The sequence below is a fragment of the Lentzea sp. NBRC 102530 genome (genome assembly GCF_030269365.1).
Classification (GTDB): Bacteria; Actinomycetota; Actinomycetes; order Mycobacteriales; family Pseudonocardiaceae; genus Lentzea.
Map to the genome: position 1 here is coordinate 370226 of NZ_BSTF01000008.1, position 20395 is coordinate 390620.

At 70.2% G+C, this 20395-nt stretch carries 18 protein-coding genes; 11 read left to right on the forward strand and 7 right to left on the reverse strand.

Annotated elements, in window-relative coordinates; translation table 11 throughout:
* Nucleotides 1-250: 250 nt before the first annotated feature.
* The 9 genes from QSK25_RS23555 to QSK25_RS23595 all read left to right on the forward strand — a co-directional run bounded on the left by QSK25_RS23555 (nucleotide 251) and on the right by QSK25_RS23595 (nucleotide 8129).
* Nucleotides 251-2896: a sensor histidine kinase gene (locus tag QSK25_RS23555; RefSeq protein ID WP_285641299.1), complete on the forward strand. Its 2646-nt coding sequence runs from the start codon at nucleotides 251-253 to the stop codon at nucleotides 2894-2896.
* On the forward strand, nucleotides 2893-3312 hold the full coding sequence (locus QSK25_RS23560; RefSeq protein WP_285641301.1) for a roadblock/LC7 domain-containing protein: 420 nt from the start codon (nucleotides 2893-2895) through the stop codon (nucleotides 3310-3312). Before QSK25_RS23555 ends, QSK25_RS23560 begins: the two co-directional genes overlap by 4 nt.
* A 78-nt stretch (nucleotides 3313-3390) precedes the next feature.
* Nucleotides 3391-3864 (forward strand): DUF742 domain-containing protein, encoded by a 474-nt coding sequence (locus tag QSK25_RS23565; RefSeq protein ID WP_285641302.1) that lies wholly within the window; start codon nucleotides 3391-3393, stop codon nucleotides 3862-3864.
* A 79-nt stretch (nucleotides 3865-3943) separates the two neighbouring features.
* Nucleotides 3944-4462 (forward strand): ATP-binding protein, encoded by a 519-nt coding sequence (locus QSK25_RS23570; RefSeq protein WP_285641303.1) that lies wholly within the window; start codon nucleotides 3944-3946, stop codon nucleotides 4460-4462.
* Nucleotides 4463-4593: 131 nt separating this feature from the next.
* Nucleotides 4594-5430, forward strand: a complete 837-nt coding sequence (locus QSK25_RS23575; RefSeq protein WP_285641304.1) for a helix-turn-helix domain-containing protein — start codon at nucleotides 4594-4596, stop codon at nucleotides 5428-5430.
* Nucleotides 5427-5594 (forward strand): DUF397 domain-containing protein, encoded by a 168-nt coding sequence (locus QSK25_RS23580; RefSeq protein WP_285641305.1) that lies wholly within the window; start codon nucleotides 5427-5429, stop codon nucleotides 5592-5594. Before QSK25_RS23575 ends, QSK25_RS23580 begins: the two co-directional genes overlap by 4 nt.
* A 404-nt stretch (nucleotides 5595-5998) precedes the next feature.
* Nucleotides 5999-6436: an Imm1 family immunity protein gene (locus tag QSK25_RS23585; protein WP_285641306.1), complete on the forward strand. Its 438-nt coding sequence runs from the start codon at nucleotides 5999-6001 to the stop codon at nucleotides 6434-6436.
* A 115-nt stretch (nucleotides 6437-6551) separates the two neighbouring features.
* Nucleotides 6552-7016: a GbsR/MarR family transcriptional regulator gene (locus QSK25_RS23590; RefSeq protein WP_285641307.1), complete on the forward strand. Its 465-nt coding sequence runs from the start codon at nucleotides 6552-6554 to the stop codon at nucleotides 7014-7016.
* Nucleotides 7017-7025: 9 nt separating this feature from the next.
* The gene (locus QSK25_RS23595) at nucleotides 7026-8129 is read left to right on the forward strand and encodes an ankyrin repeat domain-containing protein (protein WP_285641308.1); all 1104 of its coding nucleotides are present in this window, start codon (nucleotides 7026-7028) and stop codon (nucleotides 8127-8129) included.
* Here QSK25_RS23595 and QSK25_RS23600 read toward each other — a convergent pair.
* The 3 genes from QSK25_RS23600 to QSK25_RS23610 are packed head-to-tail and all read right to left on the reverse strand — an operon-like array spanning nucleotide 8108 to nucleotide 10729.
* Complete coding sequence (locus QSK25_RS23600; RefSeq protein WP_285641310.1) at nucleotides 8108-9025, reverse strand: COX15/CtaA family protein; 918 nt, start codon at nucleotides 9023-9025, stop codon at nucleotides 8108-8110. The genes QSK25_RS23595 and QSK25_RS23600 overlap by 22 nt on opposite strands.
* Nucleotides 9026-9044: 19 nt before the next feature.
* Entirely contained in the window at nucleotides 9045-9743 is a 699-nt protein-coding gene (locus QSK25_RS23605; protein WP_285641358.1) for an ABC transporter permease, read from the reverse strand.
* Nucleotides 9744-9799: 56 nt separating this feature from the next.
* Nucleotides 9800-10729, reverse strand: coding sequence for an ABC transporter ATP-binding protein (locus QSK25_RS23610; RefSeq protein ID WP_285641312.1), 930 nt, complete (start codon nucleotides 10727-10729; stop codon nucleotides 9800-9802).
* A 178-nt stretch (nucleotides 10730-10907) separates the two neighbouring features.
* Between QSK25_RS23610 and QSK25_RS23615 the strand changes: the two genes are divergently transcribed.
* Together QSK25_RS23615 and QSK25_RS23620 are read left to right on the forward strand one after the other, a co-directional pair.
* A complete protein-coding gene (locus QSK25_RS23615; RefSeq protein ID WP_285641313.1) occupies nucleotides 10908-11483 on the forward strand; it encodes a DUF998 domain-containing protein in 576 nt (191 codons plus the stop codon).
* Nucleotides 11480-13465 carry a glycosyltransferase gene (locus tag QSK25_RS23620; RefSeq protein ID WP_285641314.1) on the forward strand — a complete coding sequence of 662 codons (1986 nt, stop codon included), beginning with the start codon at nucleotides 11480-11482 and terminating at the stop codon, nucleotides 13463-13465. Before QSK25_RS23615 ends, QSK25_RS23620 begins: the two co-directional genes overlap by 4 nt.
* A gap of 165 nt (nucleotides 13466-13630) precedes the next feature.
* Here QSK25_RS23620 and QSK25_RS23625 read toward each other — a convergent pair whose 3' ends face one another.
* From QSK25_RS23625 to mptB, 4 genes are all read right to left on the reverse strand, one after another.
* Nucleotides 13631-14473, reverse strand: a complete 843-nt coding sequence (locus QSK25_RS23625; RefSeq protein WP_285641315.1) for an oxidoreductase — start codon at nucleotides 14471-14473, stop codon at nucleotides 13631-13633.
* Between the two features lie 91 nt (nucleotides 14474-14564).
* Nucleotides 14565-15095: a TetR/AcrR family transcriptional regulator gene (locus QSK25_RS23630; protein ID WP_285641316.1), complete on the reverse strand. Its 531-nt coding sequence runs from the start codon at nucleotides 15093-15095 to the stop codon at nucleotides 14565-14567.
* Nucleotides 15096-15105: 10 nt separating this feature from the next.
* Nucleotides 15106-18753: a patatin-like protein gene (locus tag QSK25_RS23635; RefSeq protein WP_285641318.1), complete on the reverse strand. Its 3648-nt coding sequence runs from the start codon at nucleotides 18751-18753 to the stop codon at nucleotides 15106-15108.
* Nucleotides 18754-18837: 84 nt separating this feature from the next.
* Nucleotides 18838-20385 (reverse strand): polyprenol phosphomannose-dependent alpha 1,6 mannosyltransferase MptB, encoded by a 1548-nt coding sequence (gene mptB, locus QSK25_RS23640; RefSeq protein WP_285641320.1) that lies wholly within the window; start codon nucleotides 20383-20385, stop codon nucleotides 18838-18840.
* Nucleotides 20386-20395: the final 10 nt, after the last annotated feature.

The window sequence follows — 20395 nt, forward strand, 5'->3', positions numbered from 1 at the left end:
GTAACCACGCGTGGCGGCGAGTCAATCCCCTGAACCCGCAGGACCACCCCAAAAGGTCCCGAGTGACGCAGAGTGATCGATCGTGCACGCCCCAGGTCGTTGTCGCGTCACGCTCTCTGGCCTACTATCCGCTCACACCCGATACGGCTGATGGAGATATCGAGCTGCGGGGACATCGACTCGCGGGGATTCGCCAGGCCAGGAGGTAGCCGATAGTGGGGCACTTCGAGCGCGCCTTGGGGATCATTTCGTGAATGTCGAGTGGAGAAAGATCAGCGACTGGCGCAACTGGCGCCTGCCGGTCAAGCTCGGCGTCGTGCTGCTGGTGCCGGTCGCCGTGGCGGTCGGCGCGGGCGCGTTGCAGATCTCCGGTTACGTCGACCGGTCGAACAACTACGTGCAGATGCAGGGCCTGGTTCGTCTGCGGGCGGATCTCGCGCCTTTGATCTCCAGCGTCCAGCAGGAACGCACGCTCGCCGCGCAGAGCGCGACGAGCGGCTCCGGCGTGGGCGCCTACCAGAACCAGATCAGCGCCACCGACAACGCCGCCGCGACCGTGCGCCGCCGCGTCGACCGCACCGAGGGCGTCAGCGACGTCGCGAAGCAGCGGTTCCTCGAACTCGGCGGCCAGCTCGAGACGCTCAAGAACCTGCGGGAGAAGGTCGCGCAGGGCGGCGACGGCGGTGACCCGTCCGGCGGCACCTCCGGTTACTCCGCCGTGGTGAAGTCCTTGCTGGACTTCGAACAGGCGCTCGTCGGCCAGTTCAACGACGACGCCATCTCCGGCACCGCGCAGGCCCTGCACAACATGGTCATCGCGCAGGAGCAGGTCTCGCTGCAGCACTCCCTCGTCTTAGCGGGCATCGGCCGCGGCAAGCTCCTCGGCCCCGAGATCCGCGCCCTGGAGCAGTCCGACATCCGGCTCCAGGACCGCCTCAACGACTTCCAGGCCATCGGCACCACCGAACAGCGCCGCACCTACGACCAGACCGTCACCGGTGCCTCCGTGGCGCTGCGCACGGCGTTCGTGGAACGCGCTCTCACCCAGCCGGAAGGCACCCCGCCGCCCGCCACCCGTCCCGGCCAGCCCAAGCCCGCGCCCGAGTTCGGCATCGCCGTCGAGGACTGGAACAAGGCGTCCGGCGCCACCGCCCGGCTGATGGAACAGGTCGGCCGCGCACTGCAGGACGAACTCGCGAACACCGCGGGCAGGCTCCAGGACGACACGTCCAACAAGGCCGGCGCCGCCGCGGTGATCCTGCTGGCCATGCTGCTGATCGCCGGCACGCTCGGCTTCGTCATCGGCCGCTACCTGCTGCGCTCGCTGTCCGAACTGCGCCGCTCCGCGCTCGACGTGGCGCACCACCACCTGCCCGAGGTCGTCGCCGCGATCCGCGCCGACCGCCAGCCCGACCTCGAGATCGAACCCGTGCCCGTGCACTCGGTCGAGGAGTTCGGCCAGCTGGCCCGCGCGTTCGACGCCGTGCACGAGCAGGCCATCCGCTCGGCCGTCGAGCAGTCGTCGCTGCGGTCCGGCATGAAGAACATCTTCGTGAACCTGTCGCGCCGCTCGCAGGGCCTCGTCGAGCGCCAGCTCAAGCTCATGGAGGAGCTGGAGCGCCACGAGGAGAACCCCGAGCAGCTCGCGAACCTCTTCAAGCTCGACCACCTCGCGACGCGCATGCGCCGCAACAACGAGAACCTGATGGTGCTGTCCGGCACCGACGTGGCCCGCCGGTTCCACCAGCCCGTGCCGCTCGCGGACGTGCTGCGCGCCGCCGCGTCGGAGATCGAGCACTATCAGCGGGTCGTCGTGAAGTCGACGCCGTCGGTCGAGATCGTCGGCTACGCCGCCAGCGACCTCGTCCGCCTCGTCGCGGAGCTGCTGGACAACGCCACCGCGTTCTCCGCGCCCTCCACCCAGGTCATCATCGGCTCGCGGCTCGACCAGCAGGGATCCGTGCTGGTCGAGGTGGCCGACCAGGGCATCGGCATGGGACCTGCCGAGCTCACCGAAGCCAACGAGCGCCTCTCGTCCGGTACCGAGGACGACGTGCCCGTCTCCCGTCAGATGGGCCTGTTCGTCGTCGGCAGGCTCGCCGGGCGCCACGGCATCACCGTCCGGCTGCGGTCGGCCGGAGAAGGCCGTGAGGGCCTGCGCGCGTTCGTGCTCGTGCCTTCCGAGCTCGTCCGCTCGCACGAACCCGCCCCCGCCCCGGCCGGGCCCCGGCACGCCGCGCTGCCCCAGCCGAAGCCCGCCCTCGCCAAGCAGCCCCACGTCGTCGTGAAGACGCCGAACCTGGCACCGCCGCCGGAAGCGGCCCCCTCGATCGACCAGCCCCGCGAATCGGCCGAGTGGACGTCGTTCCGCGGCGCCGCGATCGACGAGTCGCTGCCCCAGCGCCCCGCCCGCAACGGCCACCACAACGGCAGCCACAACGGCAACGGATCCGCCCCGGCGCCCGCGCCGACGCCGAACGAGACGACGTCTTCGTGGTTCGCGGGCAGCGGGGTTTCGGGCGAAGCGGTCAACGGTGACCAAACCCCGGCCGGGCCCGCTCAGGGCCCCTCACCCGCGTCGTCACCGTCAGTAGTGGCATCCTGGTTCGGCAAGAAGCCCGGCGGGACCGTCTGGGAGCAGGCGGGCGACCCGGCGACGGACGCCGGCGAGACCGATGCCGGGTTGCCGAAACGGGCACCGCGTAAGAACCTGCTCCCCGATCTCGCCGAACGTCCCGAGACCGGGACACGTCCCGCCGCGGGTCCGAAGCGCGATCCGGAGCGGGCACGGGGCTTCCTCGCGAGCTACCAGACGGGCCTGCGCCAGGCACCGCTCGGGGGCGGCGGGAACGGCAACGGCCAGGGGAACGGCCAGTACAACGGGGAGAAGGCATGAGCACGCCGCAGTCGCGACAGGTCGACCAGTTCGGCTGGTTGATCACGAACTTCGCCGATCGCGTGGCCGGTGTCGCCCACGCCATCGTGATCTCGGTGGACGGCCTGCTGCTCACGAAGTCGGCGGCCCTGCCACCCGAGCGCGCCGACCAGTTGTCCGCCATCGCCTCGGGCGTCGTGGCGCTCACGTTGAGCGCCTCACGTTGCTTCGAAGGTGGCGGAGTGTTGCGCACCGTGGTCGAGATGGACTACGGGATCATGCTCCTCATGTCCATTCGAGACGGGTCTTGTTTGGCGGTACTCGCCGCCCCCGACAGCGACGTCGGTCAAGTGGCCTACGAGATGACCGTGGTCGTCGACCAGGTGGGCCAGATCCTCACCCCCGAACTGCGAGCGCAGCTGCACAGCGTGAGGTGATCCATGAGTTCGTCCGCTGACGCGCACCGACGACGGAGGCGGGCCGAGACGGCCGCCGAGCAGACGTTCGCCGACCTGATGAACGGGTTTTCCCTGGATTCGGGCCGAAAGCGACCGCGCTCGTCCACCGAGGTGCCCGCGCGGGATGCCGCACCCGTTGCACCCCAGCGGGAAGCCGTTCCGGCGTTGGAATCCGTCCTTCCGGACGCGGCCGACGCCTCGATCGTTCGTGCATATGCCTGGACGGGTGGGCGCACTCGGTCGAACATCCACCTCGAGATCGAGACACTTGTCTCCGCCAATGATCAGAGTCGGCACTCTGCGGGTATCTTGCAGGCTGAGCACCAACGCGTTGTCGAGTTGTGCCACTCACCGCGATCCGTCGCGGAAGTGGCCGCGCTGATGCGTCTCCCGCTGGGAGTCGTGAAAGTACTGCTCGGCGACATGGCGGAACGAGGTCTGGTGGACGTGCACCAGACCGCTTCCGCAGGCGGTGACACGCCGGACCTCGGGTTGATGGAGAGAGTGCTGAGTGGACTACGTCGGCTCTAGATTTCCCGAATTCGGGCCCCCAGGGCCGCCCGGTCGGGAGCTGACCTCGGCCAAGATTGTCGTCGCCGGTGGCTTCGGCGTGGGCAAGAGCACTTTCATCAGGTCCATCGTGGAGAACGATCTCCTGACGATGAGTTCACTCGCGCCGGAACGTGCCGGTGGCGTGACGGAACTGGTGCGCATCCAGTTCGGCCGCGTGTGGCTCGATCCGGGCCTCGCGCTGCACCTGTTCGTGGCGCCGCAGTGGCAGGACCCGCGCGCCGGCTGGGTCGACGTGGTGCGCGGCGCCGTGGGTGCCGTGGTGCTCTTCGACGTGATGCGCCCGGCCGACTCGGTCGACGCCATGCGCTACTTCGAGGACCACAAGATCCCGTACGTGCTGGCGCTGAACAACGTGCACGCGTCTGTCCGGTCGGACGTCTCGGCCATCATCCGGGGCATGGGCATCGCGCCCGAAGTTCCGGTGCTGACCTGCGATCCGCGCGTGCGGCTGTCGGTGCGCGAGACGCTGATCTCGCTCACGGAACACGCCAAACTGGACCGCTGGCGCCGCCGCCCCGGCCCGGACGAGACCACCCCGCTCGCACCGGTCTGCTGACGTTTTTTCGCGGCCGGGTCTGCGCAGGCACACTCGTTGTGCCGCTTGGAGAATCTCCAAGCGGCCCCCTTTCAGGGCTTTTTGAGCTGAAACGATGGAGCTGGGAGGCATTCGTCTCCTAGCTTTTTCGCATGCCCAAAAGAGAGTCGAACATCGTGGGCCGCGAGTTCGGCAACGCACTCCGCGCCGCGATCGCCAAGACCGGGATGACGCAACGCGGTCTGGCCGCGGAGCTGGACTGGGACGAGTCGAAACTGTCCGATCTCGTCAACGGCAAGGGCGGCGCCACGGTGCACGAGGTCGAGGTGCTGCTGGCCTACTGCCGCCTGTCACTCGCGGAACGCCAGCACATGATCGCCCTGTACCTGGAGGCGGAGGAGAAAGGCCACCTCCTCTTTTCCGAGGACGTGGTGCCCGACCAGTTGCGCACACTCATCAGCCACGAGATCGAATCCAATGAGATCTTTGCGTGGTCGATGGCAGTTGTGCCGGGGCTGCTCCAGATTCCCGAGTACGCGTACCTCGTCACCGCCGCCGCGCCCGTCGCACCGGACGACGTGCCGAGGGTCGCGAAGGCGCGGATCGCGCGAACTGAGATCCTGCGCCCCGGCCGAACCTTCACCTTCTACGTCCACGAGCAGGCGTTGTGGCTGCCGGTCGGAGGTGAGGAGGTGTGGCGTGAGCAGTTGGCGCATCTGCTGCGGATGTCGGTGCGCCAGTACATCAACCTGCACGTGATCCCGCGATCGATCGGCATCCACCCCGGCGCGGCGGGGGACTTCCGCGTGATGAAGTTCCCGAAGTTCCCGCCGCTCGTCTTCCTGGACACGTTGAACTGCGGCCTGTTCTTCGACGACAAGGAGACCGTCGCCCTTTACGAGGACCGGCTGAAGCGTCTCGCGGCCGTCGCCCTGGATCAGGAACAATCGAGGGCGGTGATCGACAACATCTTGGAGGGTCTCCAATGACCAACTGGCGCAAGAGCAGCTACAGCGGCACGGCTGACAACTGCGTCGAGGTGGGGCGAGGCGTCGGCGTCCGGGACAGCAAGGCTCCCGCCACGCACCTGCCGGTGTCGGCGACGACCTGGCAGGCGTTCCTCTCGGCCGTGAAGGCCGACTCGGCCCGTTAGGAGTTCGGCCGCTGGTGACATCCCTGGGGAAGTCGGACAACGTCTGCGTGAGGTCCTGCGCAAGGTCGAGGACCTCATCGCAGCCGTGCGACAGGCCGAAGACCTCGCCAAAGACGCGTGCGAGCTCATCGAGCCGGTGGGCAATGGCAGCCGGCACGAGTCTGACTACGCCGACGTCACAGGCCAGTGGCGCGCCGCGCACTCCGGGGCGGGAGAACTGGCCGCTCAGGCGGGCCAGGTGGCCGAGCGGGTGGCCGAACAACTGCGATCGCTTCTCGGGTCGTCTGCGGAGGTGGCTCCTCGTTCTCCTGTCGGGAGCTGCTTCAGGAGATGCTGCTACCCGGGCAGACACTCGTGGTGCACGACCCGAGGACGACTCGTGTCTTTCGCGGAAAGGAAGCCAGGTGACCCACTCGCTCACCGTCTGGTACTTCCGCGACGTCGATGACGACGACGAACCTGTCTCCGTCGACACGGACACCGCGCTCGACGCGCTGATCGACGACGTCCTCGCCAACGAGCAGCCGCATCCCACCGTGGTCGTCGCTGACGGCCGTCCGACGGTCGGCGCCCTGAACCTCCCCGACCACCAGTTGAGGTTCGCTGCGGACGTGGAGTCCGGTACGGCGGCTCTCTACCTGATGGACGCCCGGTCTCAGCGGGCCTGGACCACGAAGGCCGCACCGGCGGCCACCACGCTCTGGCTGGACAGGGACGCCGACATCGAGTTCCCCGGCGACTCCGCCGTCTCCCTGCTCGTGCTGAGGGAAGCGCTGCACGAGTTCATGCGCACCGCGCAGCGTCCGACCTGCGTGCAGTGGCAGGAGTCGGCCGTCTTCTAGCGGCACCCTCCTTACCCCAACGCGCGACCCCGCGGGTGGTCGCGTGCTCCTCTTCGGCCGCGCCCGTTGACAAGATCGCTACGATAGTTTCAGTGTCGACCGAAAGGGATCGCTGATGAGCGTCGGGCGGGAGACCAGGCTGTCGGCCTGGATCGAGCGGTTCGCGGCCCACTTCGCCGAGGAGGGCATCCCGCTGATCGGTGGCCGCATCCTCGGGTACCTGCTGGTGTGCCAGCCGGTCGAACGCACCGCCGCCGAGCTGTCCCAGGAGCTCGAGGCGAGCAGCGGGTCGATCAGCACGAACCTGAAGTACCTGGTCAACGTCGGCCTCGTGACCAAGCGGACGCGGCGCGGGCGGCAGGCGGCCGAGTACCGGATCAACGAGAAGGCCTGGACGGACTTCATCCAGCGCAAGTTCAACGCCATCGCGAGCGTCCAGCTGCTGACCGACGACGGCATGCGGTTGCTCAGCGGCGACCCGGAACGCGCGCAGCGGCTCAAGGCCGTCGACAACCTCTACGGTTGGCTCTCAGAGGAACTGCCCGCTTTGTGGGAGCGCAGGCCCGCCGCACCGAAGTAGCGTGGTGCCATGTGGCACCCGTTCCGCGATGACATCGAGTACTACGAGGAGCGAGCGCGCGGTCTGCTCGCCTCCGCGTGGGACGGCGTGCCCGGCGCGCTGGAGGTCTTCGACGACGTACCGCTGACGGACGAGGGCGCGCACATGGTGCTCGCGCAGGCCCACGGCTGCGAGGACTGGAAGGCGCTGCGGGCGAACATCCGCAAGCCGCGCCCGTTCGCCCGCGCCTACCAGGCCATCGAGATGCAGAACCCCGGCGAGCTCAAGGCGATCATCACGCGCGACCCGTGGCTCGTGAAAGCCAGTGGTACCAACGGGAACGATCTGCTCGGCCTCGCCACCGCCAAGTGCGACGAACGCCTCGTCGAGGTGCTGCTGGACGACGGCGCCGACATCGACCACCAGAACGTCCACGGCTGGACCGCGATGCACCAGACGGCCTACGCGAACCAGCCGCACCTGGCCGAACTGCTGCTCGCCCGAGGAGCCCGCACCGACCTCGAAGCACGCGGTGAGGGCGGCACCCCGCTCACCGTCGCGTTGTTCTGGGGCAACCGGAAGACGGCGGAACTCCTGGCGCAGCACGGGATCCACCCGCCGAACCTGCGCACCGCCGCCGGCCTGGGCGACCTCGACCTGGCGACCGCGCCCGAGGCGAAGCGCGGCTACTACCGGCCGCACAGCGGTTTCCCGCGCTGGTGGCCGACGAACGACCCCCAGGAGGTGCTGGACGAGGCGTTGTCGTGGGCCGCCCGCAACGACCGCACCGAGGTCCTCGGCGACCTGCTCAAGCGCGGCGCCCGGATCGACGCGGACGTCTACCGCGGCACGGCCCTGGCCTGGGCGGCCTGGTGCGGGCTGGAGAACGCCACCCGGACGTTGCTGGACCTGGGCGCGAATCCCAACCAGCGCACCGGTTTCGGTGGCCCGATGCACGGCGAGGGAGTCACGGCGCTGCACCTCGCCGCCGAACGCGGCCACCTGCCGGTGATCAGGATCCTGCTCGACGCGGGCGCCGACCGGACCATCACCGACGCCAACTTCGAGGCCACGCCCGCGAACTGGGCGGGCCACAACGACCAGGGCGACGCTCAGGCCTTGCTGAGCGCCTGATCGTCCGAGGCGGGCAGTTCGACCTCGTGCGTGCGCTCGCGGCTGGACGTCCAGAGCGCCGCCGTGGCGACGACGACGGCGCCCGCGCCGAGCACGTGGATCGACACGAGCACCTCGGGCACGCCGGTCCAGTACTGGACCATGCCCAGCGCGCCCTGCGCGAGCACGACGCCGACGAGCGTCCAGTACGTGCGGTTGCGCACGAAGAAGCCGACCGAGATCAGCAGGCCCAGGAACAGGAACAGCAGGTCGGCGTGGATCTGCGCGAGTGTCGCGACCTCGACACCCAGGCGCGGCGTCGAGGCGTCGCCGGCGTGCGGACCGGCGGCGGTCACCCACGTACCGGCGAGCAGCAGCGCGCCCAGCACGACCGCCATGACGACCTGCAGTTTCATCAACGGGGCCGGCACCTTCAGCCGCGCGGGACCGTCGCCCTCGCGCAACGAGCTGACGAGCAGCACGGCCATCCACACCAGACCCATCGAGATCATGAAGTGGATCGACACGGTGTACCAGGCGAGTCCGGTCAGCACCGTGATGCCGCCGACGACCGCCTGCACTGCCACGCCGACGAGCTGGACCAGCGACAGCACCAGCACCCGGCGGCGGCGGGGGAGGTGGAACCAGGCGGCGAGCACGCACAGGCCGGCGATGATGCCGACGACACCGGTCAGCGTGCGGTTGCCGAACTCGACCCACTGGTGCAGCGCGGCGACCTCGGGGTGTTCCACCGGGACGACGCTGCCCTCGACGCACTGCGGCCACGTCGGGCAGCCGAGCCCGGAGCCGGTGACGCGGACGATCGAGCCGGTGACCGCGATTCCGGCCTGTGCGACGACGACGGCAATCGCGAACGCGCGCTGCCAGGACACGAGGAAGGCGGTCAGCTTCGACACGCCTTGATGGTAGGTGGAGTCAGGTCAGCTTCGTCGTCCGGGTCGCCAACGCGCCTGCGACAACGCCCCAGGCCACGAGGACTGCGACGGGGCCCACACCGGGTGCCGTGCCGTGCACCACAGAGGTTTCCAGCGCCTGGGCCAGCGCGGCGGACGGCAGCAGGTGGACGAACGACACCGGCACGCTCAGCGCCACACCGCCGACCATCAGCAGCACGAACCAGATGATGTTCGCCAGCGCCAGCACGATCTCCGCGCGCAGCGCACCACCGAGCAGCACGCCCAGCGCGCCGAACGTCAACGTGCCCAGGACGATCAGCAGCACCACCCACGGCAGCCCGGCCAGCGGGAACCGCCAGCCCAGCAGCAACGCCGTGACCGCCAGCAACGCGATCTGGATCGCGACCACGACCAACGCGCCGCACACCCGTCCGGCGACGAGCAGCCACCGGGGCAGCGCCGAGGCGGAAAGCCGCTTCAGCACGCCGTAACGCCGGTCGAACCCGAGAGCGATGGCCTGCCCGGTGAACGCGGACGAGATGATCGCCAGCGCGAAGATCCGGGCGGTGGCCGAGCCCACGCGCGGCTCCGGCATCGGGATCACCGACATCAGCGACAGCGCGATCAGCAACGCCAGCGGGATGAGCACCGTCAGCAGGATCTGCTCGCCGTTGCGCAACGTCAGCATCGCCTCGGTGCGCGCGTGCGTGAACAGCATGCGCGGCAACGAACCGCGGCCGGGCGCGGGCTTGAACGTGCCGGGAGCGAAGGTGGTCACGAACGCAGCTCCCTGCCGGTCAGCTCCAGGAAAACGTCTTCGAGGCTGCGCTTGGCCACGGTCAGCTCCTCGGCCAGCACGCCCTGCTGCGCGCACCACGACGTGACGGTCGAGACGACCTGCGGGTCGATCAGCCCCTCCACGACGTACGCGCCCCGCGTCGCCTCGCGCACCTTCAGGCCCTCGGGCAGTGCGGCGGACAGCAGCGTGGTGTCGAGGCCGGGACGGGCGCGGAACCGCAGCTGCTGGTCGTCCGGCCGGTTCGCGGTCAGCTCGGCGGGCGAGCCCTGCGCGACGACGCGGCCCTCGTCGATGATCACGACGTCGTCCGCGAGCGACTCGGCCTCGTCCATGAGGTGCGTCGTCAGCAGCACGGCCACGCCGTCGTCCTTCAGCGCCGCCACCAGGTCCCAGACCAGGCGGCGTGCCTGCGGGTCCATGCCGGCGGTCGGTTCGTCGAGGAACACGAGCTCGGGACGGCCGATCAACGCGCACGCGAGCGAGAGCCGTTGCTGCTGGCCGCCCGACAACCTCTTGTACGGGGTGCGCGTGGCGCCGCCCAGCCCGAGGACCTCGATGAGCCACTTGGGGTCGAGCGGGTTCTTCGCGCACGCGGCGACGAGGTTCAGCATCTCCTCGGCGCGGATGCCGGGATAGCCGCCACCGCCCTGCGGCATCACGCCGATGCGCGGGCGGAGCTCCTCGGAGCCGGGCGCGAGGCCGAGCACGCGCACCGAGCCGTCGTCGGCACGGCGGAACCCCTCGCAGATCTCGACCGTCGTCGTCTTGCCCGCGCCGTTGGGCCCGAGCAGGGCGAGAACGGTGCCGGGCTGCTGGACGAGATCGAGGCCGTCGACGGCGGTCTTCGAGCCGTACCTCTTGACCAGCCCCGACACTTCCACCGCAGGCTGGGGATTCGGGCTCACAGGCACGCAGCCTAGGCGGTCGGAGCGCCCGGCACTCAGTTGGGTCATTCGGCCCATTCGGAGAAGCGGGGCTGAAAAAGGTGGGGCTAGCCCTACCCCGGCACCTCAGGGACACCTCAGGGTCACGTCGGGGGAGTTCCCCATTGGTTGATCACGTTGTTCGAAAGAGACTTTTCCCGTGGTCGAAGCGGGGGCGAAAAGGCGAGGCCTGGTGGTCGGGGGACTGGTGTTCTCACTGGTTCCGATTCTTTACCTGCATGTCATGTCGGCAGGGCAGCTCAACCCGGTCTCGGACGTGATCAGCGACTACGTGTTCGTCGACAACGGCACGGGCTGGCTCGCGGCGACGTCCCTTAGTCTCGCGGCCGTCTCGGCGTTGCTCGCCGTCAACCTGCGCGGTGTAGGCAGGTCAGCGCAGTGGCTGATCGGCGTCTGGGCCGCCGGGCTGACCGTGGCGACGATCTTCCCGACCGACCCGACGGGAGCGCCGACCTCGATGTCGGGCTACATCCACCGGTACGCCGGCGCGGTGATGTTCGTGGCCCTGCCGGCCGCGGGGGTGCTCATCGCCCGTCAATTTCCGGCCCTGCTCGGTATCGCAACAACGGCGACCATCTCCAGCGCGGCGTTTCTGGTGAGCCACGTTTCCTTCGGCGGTTTCGAAGCACGCGGACTTACGGAACGCGTTTTGTTCGCATCTCTTTACGTCCTGCTTTTCGCCATTGCGGCACTACAGGTGAGGCGCACGTCATGACACTGCTCGCCATCACGCTCGCCGTGCTCGGCGCCGTGTGCTTCGCCCTCGCGGCCCGGCTCCAGCACGACGCGGTCGCCCTCACCGGTGCGCGCGCCGGTGTGCTGCGGCAGCCCCGCTGGCTGGGCGGCCTCGCGTTGCTCGTCGCCGGTGCCGGTGTGCACGCCGCCGCGCTGGGCATGGCGCCGTTGACGGTTGTGCAACCGATCGGTGTGCTCGCCATCGGCATGACGGCGTTGATGGACCGTCGTTTCCGCGAGTTGCCGGCCATCCTGCTCACGACCGTGGGCGTCGGTGCGTTCGTGTGGTTCGCCTCAGGCAGTGCGACCGCTACCCGCGTTGCGCCTGATGTCGAACTCACAGCCGGACTGGTGACTCTCGGCCTGATCGCGGTGCCGGGTGTGGTCGCGGCCCTTACGCCGAACGCGCGCGTTCGTGCCGTGGCGTTCGCATCGGCCGGAGGCGTCGCCTACGGGTACGTGTCGGTGCTGATGCGTGCCGTCTCGCAGTCCGTGCAGCAGGGCGGTTTCGGCCTCTCGCACCTCGCATCCGTGCTCGGCATCGCACTGTCCCTCGCCGTCGGTGGCTGGCTGGTCCAGCACGCCTACGCCGGCGGACCCCCGCACCTGGCCGTCGCCTGCCTGACCGTGGTCGACCCGCTGGTCGCCGTGGGCCTCGGCGCCTTCCTGCTCGGCGAAGCGGCGCATTTGTCTCCTTTGACCGGTGTCGTGCTGTTCGCCTGCGCTCTCGCCGCCGTTTGCGGCGTGTTCGCACTCGCTCGTCAACCTCGTGAAAACATCCGAACGGAGCTTCCCGTGAACACCTCCAGCGCGCTGCGCGTCGTCATCGCCGCCGACACGTTCCCGCCGGACGTCAACGGCGCCGCGCGCTTCGCGCAGCGCCTGGCGGTCGGCCTCGCGTCGAGGGGCCACGACGTGCACGTCATCGCCCCGGACTCGCCCCGAGCCACCGAAATCCCCGGCGTGACAGTGCATCGGCTCCGATCGCACCGCCTGCCGTTCTACCCGGACTTCCGCTTCTGCCTGCCGTGGCAGGCCTCGAAGGAGGCCTCCGAGCTGGTCGCGTCGTTGAAGCCCGACGTGGTGCACGTGCAGGCGCACTTCGTGGTGGGCAGGTTCGTGCTGAACGCCGCGGTGGCTCGGGGAATCCCGACGCTGGCCACCAACCACTTCATGCCGGAGAACCTGTTCAGCCACGCCCACGTGCCGTCGTTCCTGCAGGGCATGGCCCGCAGGTTCGCCTACCGCGACCTGGCCCGCGTCTTCGGCCGCGCCGACGTCGTCACCGCTCCGACCCCGCGCGCCGTGCAGCTGTTGCACGACAGCGGTTTCCCGAACCCGGCCGTCCCCGTCTCGTGCGGCATCGACATCGACCGCTATCAGCGCGAGGTCACCCACAACGACCGCCCGACCGCGTTGTTCGTGGGCCGCCTGGACGAGGAGAAGCGCGTCGACGAGTTCCTGCGCGCCCTGGCCCGCGTGCCGGGAGCGTTCGGCGAGATCGTCGGCGACGGCACCTGCAGGGCGGAGTGGGAACTGCTGGCCCGCGACCTCGGCATCACCGACCGCGTGCGCTTCCACGGCTTCGTGTCCGAGGACGAACTCCTCGACGCCTACGCCCGCTGCGACCTGTTCGTCATGCCCGGCGTCGCCGAACTGCAGAGCCTCGCCACGATGGAGGCCATGGCCGCCGGCAAGCCGGTCATCGCCGCCAACGCCATGGCGCTGCCGCACCTCGTGCACCCCGGCCGCAACGGCTGGCTGTTCGAGCCGGGCGACGTGAACCAGCTGGCGCAGCGCCTGCACACGCTGGTGCACGACGAGCCGATGCGCCTGCGGATGGGCGCGACGTCCAGCGAGATCATCTCGCACCACGCGCTGGGGACGACGCTGGAACGCTTCGAGGCGCTGTACGCGCGGGCGATGGGCCAGACGGTGCCGGTCATCGCGCTCGCGGCCTGACGGCCGGAACACCTCGCGGACGACATCGCAGGGGGAGCCAGAGGGGGATTGCGGGGGAGCAGGGGGAACAGGGGGAGTGGAGAGCCACGGCCCGGCCACGATCACACGGTCGGGCCGTTGGCGTGCGGCCAGGCCGTTGGCGTGCGGTGCGAACCGTTGTCCTGTTCAGGCTTCGTCGGCGGGAAAGTCGGCCGAAGCGCTGACCTCCGTCCACTCCCGCGTCTCGGCGCTGCGCCGGGCCTCGGCCGCCAGCACCGTCTCCACCGCCGCGGCCCCCAGCACCAGCCGGCGCGGCGGAGCCTCCGACCCCACCACGTCCACCACGACCCGCGCGCCCCGAGCCGGATCCCCCGGCTGCACGCCGTCGGTCTCGTCCCGGAACCGGTTGATCGCCCCCACGGTCTCCTCGTAGTCGGCCCCGACCGCGTGCCGGACCATCGACGAGCCCTGCCAGTCCGTGCGGAACGCCCCCGGTTCCACGATCACCACCCGCACCCCGAACGGCGCCACCTCGTTCGCCAGCACCTCGGAGAAGCCCTCCACCGCGAACTTCGCCGTCTGGTAGGCGCCCATCCCGGGCGTGCCACCCGCGCGGCCGCCCACGGACGAGAACTGCACGAACGTCCCGGAACGCTGCTGCCGCAACACCGGCAGCGCGGCCCGCGTCACGTTCACGACGCCGAACAGGTTCGCCTCCACCTGGGCGCGGAAGTCGTCGGCGTCCATCTCCTCGATCGGCGCGCTGTTGGCGTACCCGGCGTTGTTGACGACCACGTCCAGCGAGCCGAACTCCCGCACGGCCACCGATACGGCGTGCTCGGCCGCGGCAGCGTCGGTCACGTCCAGGGCCACCGCGCGCACCCGGTCCGGGTAGCGCTCGACCAGGTCAGCGAGCTGCTCAACCCGGCGTGCGGTTGCCACGACCTGAGCGCCGGCCTCGGCGGCGGCGAGCACCAGTTCACGGCCGAACCCGCGCGACGCACCGGTGACGAGCCACGTCTGGGACATCAGAACCTCCATAAGTGTCACTTTCTATGACACTTATGACGCCCAAGGCGGCCAGAAAATGCCCGGACCAGGGCATGGCCCGCGTCACACCTCAGCCGACGCCGTGCAGGAAGGTCGACACCACCAGCTCGGCAGCCTCAGGGGGCGCCAACCCAGGCATTTCCTGCGCGGCCGTGTGCAGCTGGGTCTGCAACGTCCGCAACGCCCACCCGGCGGGCAGGTCGGACGACACCAGTCCGGCCTCTTCGGCCCGCTCCAGGAACGCGGACATGCGCGCGTCCAGCTCGACCCGCCGCCGTTGCACCTCGGCGTCGGCCACCGCGCGGATGTCGACCGGCCACTCCCGGCTCAGCCGCACCCCGCCCTCGGCGAACGCCAGCAGCGCCTCCCGCACCGGCCGGTCGTCCAAAGTCGACGCGATCAGCGCCTCCAGCTGGTCGAGCCGGGCGCGGTAGACCGCGAGCAGCAGTTCCTCGCGCGAGTCGAAGCGGCGGTACACGGTGCGGCGGTCGACGCCCGCCGCGGCGGCCACGTCCGGGATGCGGGCGTGCGGGTCGGCCGCGAAGACCCGTGCCGCCGCGCGCAGCACCGCTTCGACGTTGCGCGTCGCGTCTGCCCTCATCCCGGTCAACCTACCGGAGCTTGGCCTCGATCCGTTGCGCGACAAGCAGTCCGGTCTGCGTCAGCCGCAGTTCCTCCGGGTGGTCGCCCTGGCCGGTCACCATGAACCGGTAGAGCGACGCGTGGCCCTCCAGCCGTTCCCGCAGCAGCGCCGCGACGTCGGAACCGGCCGGGTAGACCGCCGGGATCGCCTCCTCCACGAGCTGCTCGCGGATGCGGCGGCGTTCGATCCGGGGCACGTACCAGGACGTGACCAGCAGCAACGTCAGGCCGAACGCCAGCGCCGTGCCGATCACCGCCTGCCAGCCCCAGCCGCGCGGCCCGATGATCAGCAGCACGTCGGCGGCGGCCAGGTACACCACGCCGTAGACGACGGCCCAGCCCGCGGTCGCGGCGGCGGGCGGCTCGGCGCGTTCCGTGCCCCACACGCCTTCGACGCGACGCCAGCGCTGCAGGGACTTGCCGCCCGACAACGCCATCCAGACACCGAACGCTCCACACAGGACGGAAGCCGGGATCACCAGCCACGGCCTGGTGTGCAGTTCGAAGTGCCAGATCGCCCAGACCCCCGCGCCGACCGCCACCGCGACCGCCGCCTGCTTCCAGCGGCGCCTGATCAGCCGCCACGGCCGGAAGTCCGCCAGCACGGCCAGGGGAGTGCGGATCGGGGACGGCAACGAGCCGAGCACCAGCAACGCCGCCACGACGAACGCGACACCGGCCACCGTGATCGTGCCGGTCGTGATCTCCGACCGGTCGTCGGGCAACCGGTCCACCGCTATGGCCACCAACGGGATCACCGGTGACAGCAACACCAGGCCGTGCAGCATCGTGCCGCTGCGCAGCGCCGCGTACCCGAACGCGCCGAGCAGGCTGGCCGCCCCGACGGCCGCGCCCGGACCGGCGGCCCACGCCGGCAGCATGCCGAACAGCGCCATCACCACCAGCGCGCCCCCGACCGCCAGTCCCAGCAACCCCAGGAACTGCGCCAGGTTGCCGCCGCGGGTCAGGCCGGTGATCGTCCAGTACGGCAGCAGCGCCGCACCGCGCACCACCCGCGTGACCGGGCGGACCGCGGCGAGCCCGGAGCGTTCGGAGTCGGCGACCGTGACGGCCACGGCGGCGGCGGTCGCGGCCGTGCGGATCATCTGGTCCGACGCCGCCTCCTGGGTCAGCGGCTCCCGGCCGATGCCCGCGCGGTCGAACGCGTTCAGCGCCGACATGCCTAGCGTGACCGTGTGCTGCTCCGGATATTCGAGGCGCTGCAACAGGTCCGCGTGCTCCTCGAGGAACAGCTCACCGCGCGACCGCTCGTCCGCGCCGTCACCGCGGTCGGCGATGATCGCGGCGCGCAGCCGGGGGAGTTCCTCGCAGATGATCCGCCAGTGCAGGCCCCACGCGGCGAGTTCGGCGAGCTTCATCGACGACGGCGACAGCTCGTTGTCGGTCTCGTAGATGCCCGCCAGCTCCTTCTTGGCTTCCTCGGCGCACGCGGCGACGCGCACCGGCAGCTCCAGGCCGAACATCGCCGTGACCACCTCGTCGACGACGGCGGCGGCACGTTCCCCGGCGGTGCGGCGGTCGTCGGCGGGACGGCCGAGCGTGTCCATCCGGCGCAGGCGGCGCGGGTCGAACAGCACGCGGCACAGCATCGTGGCGCCGTCGAGGCGTCCCCAGATCCAGTCGTTGACCCGCCACGACCGCTTCAGGAAACCCGAGAAGCGGGAGAGCGACGCTCCACCGGCCTTGTCGTCGGCCGTCAGCGACTGCTGCGCGAACGCGTTGCGCGTCTGCAGCGACACCTGCACCAGCTCGACCGGGGTGTCGAGCCCCGTCGAGGCGTCGTCGGACAGGCACGTGCCCGCGATCTCCAGCGCCAGCAACCGCGACAGCCACCGCTCGCCGTCGTCGAGCCCGGCCTCCTCGGTGGTCGCGGGAGCCCCGAGCAGGGCGTGCCACGAGCCGAGCCCGCCGAGCTTGAGCCGGTGCTCGTCGAGCGTGGTGATGACCTCCTGCGCGGCGCCGACGATCCGGCCGATCTCGGTGACCTGCGCCTTGACCTCCAGGCCGAGGTGCCCGTCGATCATGTGCTCGTGGTAGCTCGCGAGCCGCCCGGTCCAGTACGTCTCGCCGAGCGAGTCGGACGGCTTCCAGTCGAACAGCTCGGTGCGCAGCCTGCGCAGTTCCGCGCGCACCTGGTGCAACTGGCGGCGGGCCGCGGCGATCTCCTCCGCCCTGCCGTCCGGTGCCACCCACACGAGGCGCTTGAGCAGGTCGAGCGCCGACGCCCCGAGGCGTTCGGCCATCGTGATGCCCCACTCCCAGCCCACGTTCTCGCGGCACACCACGTCCGGCAGCCGCACGCCGGGCACGTACGGCAGGACGCCGTGCTGCTTCTTCCACTTGCGCTGCGCGGTGTCCGCGGCGCGCCGGGCCCGCTCGAACGACCAGTTCGCCGGATTTCCCCCGGGCAGCGCGAACTGCTGCGCCGTCACCTGCCGGGCGGCGAGCCGGATCTCGACGTCCTCGTAGTGGCCGAAGAGCTTGTCCGCCAACGAGTACACCTCGTCGACGACGTCGTCCCCGCCCGCGTGCAGGCGGTCGAGCAACGCCATCCGCCCGCCCCGGCTGCTCGCCGCGCGCCGGTTGTGCTCCTCGATCTTCTCGACGTAGGTCCTGTTGGCCTGGCTGGACATCGCGCCCAGCAGCTTGCCGCCGGACGCGACGGTCGTCATCGACCGGTCGATCACGTCGGCGGCCGGTTCCGACCCGAGCGGTTCGGCGTGCGGGAAGACCAGCAGCATCACCCGCCGCACCGGCCCGTCCGCCGGCATCCGGTCGATGGCCTCCAGCGCCTCCTTGGTCGGCGTGTTCACGAGCACGCCGCCGTCGACCGCGAACCGGCTGCGGTCGCCTCCGTTGGACCAGCTCGCGACGTCCGCCATGTCGGGACGGTCCGGCGTCGCCTGGCCGCCGACGGGGATGAAGCTCGGCTCGAACGCGAACGGGAAGCTCGCGCTGCTGCGCGCCGCGAGCGCCAGCTGCATCACCCGGTCGTTCATCGTGGCGGGCAAGAAGTCGTCGCGGGTGTCCTCGGCGACCCACGCGTACGGGTCGCGGCGGAACGAGAACGATCCCTGGTGCACCGACTGCGTCAGCGGCTGCCCCAGGTCGTCGTAGGTGAGCGTGGGGACGCCGCCCAGCAGCGTGGTGGTGATCCGCAGGTCGATCGGGCGTTCGTCGGCCTCGGTGGGGTCGAAGTCGGTGGTCAGCCGCGCGAGCGCCTCCTGAAGACGTGGCAGGAAGAACTCGTCGCCCTTGAGCAGTGACGCGGGCTGGCCGCGGAACGGCGTGCGCAGCAGCTGCTCCATCCGCCCCTGCTCGGCCCACAGGTCCCGCAGCCTGCTCAGGTCGGCGTTCTTGTTGACCTGCGACAACGCCAGCGCGGCCCCGTTGATGCCGCCGGCCGACGTGCCCGCGATGACGTCCGCCCGCGCCGTGCACCCGACCAGGTCGAGCAACGGCTGGTACACCGACCCGGGCCTGGTCAGCCGGTCGAGCTCGAGCACCACGCCGCCCATCCAGACGGCGAGGCTCACACCCCCGTTGAGCACGACCGCGAACCGGACCTCTTCGCGCGCCATGGTTTCTTCGTTCATGCCGCACCCCCTCCCGGCCGTAGATCTTCCTACTGAGGAGAGGTCGCCCGTCGGAGGTTCGGGGTTACTGGCCCGATCGGGCCATCAGACGTGTCCGCCACCGGCCGGGTCGGACTTGAGGAACGGCCCGACCCGCTTGCGCGCGATGAGCACGCACACCGCGAACGTGATGATCGCCCCGGCCACCGCCTGCGGCACCGTGTAGGCCCGCCCGTCGAACGCGGACCCGGTGGGCGGCAGGATCACCGCGATGATCGCGGACACCACCATCGCGAACATCCGGAACTTGGGCCCGACCACCGCCGTGGCCAGCGGCAACATCGCCCACAACACGTACCAGGGCTGCAACACCGGCCCGAGCACGAGGATCGCGCCCAGCGCCGCCCCGAGCCCGTTCATGGCCTTGATCCGGCCCTTGAAGCTCCGCCACAGCAACGCCACCGTGATGACCACGGACACCGCCTGCCCGAGCAGGCGGGTCAACGCGATCATCGCCTCGGTGTGGTTGCCGAGCCCGAGCATGATCCCCGTGCCGGCCCCGAGGAACCCGAGCGCGGTGGGCGGCGACATCCACGACTTGACGGTCGACGCGACGTTGAGCGTCTCCAGCCACCCGAACCCGAACCCGGTGCCCAGGCAGATCGCCACCACCCCGACCGCGGCGATCACCGCCATCGCGCCGGCCACCAACGCCAGGTGCTTGAACTGCCCGCCGAGCTTGCGCGCGACCAGCACGCCGAGGAAGCCGAGAGCCGCCATCGCCGGGATCTTCACCATCGCGCCGCACACGATGACCCCGGACCCCAAAGCGATCCAGGACCACTTCAACGGTTCCAGCCCGCGCATCGCCAGTTCGAGGCCGACCAGCATCAGCCCGAGCGCCAGGCCGTCGTTGTGCACCCCGATGACGATGTGGAACAACACCAACGGGTTGAGCGCCCCGAGCCACAAAGCCCCGACCGGCGGCACACCGAACCTGGCGGCCAGGCGGGGGAGGGCCCACACGATCATGCCCAGACCGACCAGCACGAGCAGCCGGTGCACGAACACGCCGGACACCACGTGGTCGCCCGTGAGCATCGCGGTCAACCGGCCGAACGCGAGGAACAGCGGACCGTACGGCGCCGGCGTCTCCCGCCAGATGTTCGGCACACCGCGGGTCAGGACGTGGTCCACGCCGAGCGCGTTGGCCGGCCCCAGTTCGTACGGGTCGAGACCCCTGGCGGCGATCTCGCTCTGCGCGAGGTAGGAGTAGACGTCCCGGGAGAACATCGGCACGCAGAAGACCAGCGGCACGGTCCACATGAGCAGCGTGCGGTCCATCTGACCGCGGGAGATGAGCCTCGGTCTGCCCGGCTTCACGAAGCGGCCGAGGGCCAGCCAGGCGGACACGATCATGAAGATGCCGGTCCAGACGACCCCCATCGCCACGCTGGGCATCCTCGAGAAGAGTCCGAGGACGGGCACGCCGTACAGCGGGGAGTAGATGGGCGCGGCGCCACCGCCGAGCGACCCGACGGTCAGCAACAACGCGCCGATCGTGCCCCAGCGACGCACGATGTCCAGTTGACGACGCTCTCGACCGTTCAAGAGGTCGCTCTCCGGAGTCACGGCTCCGCCGGAAGTGGGCATGGGAGCAGCG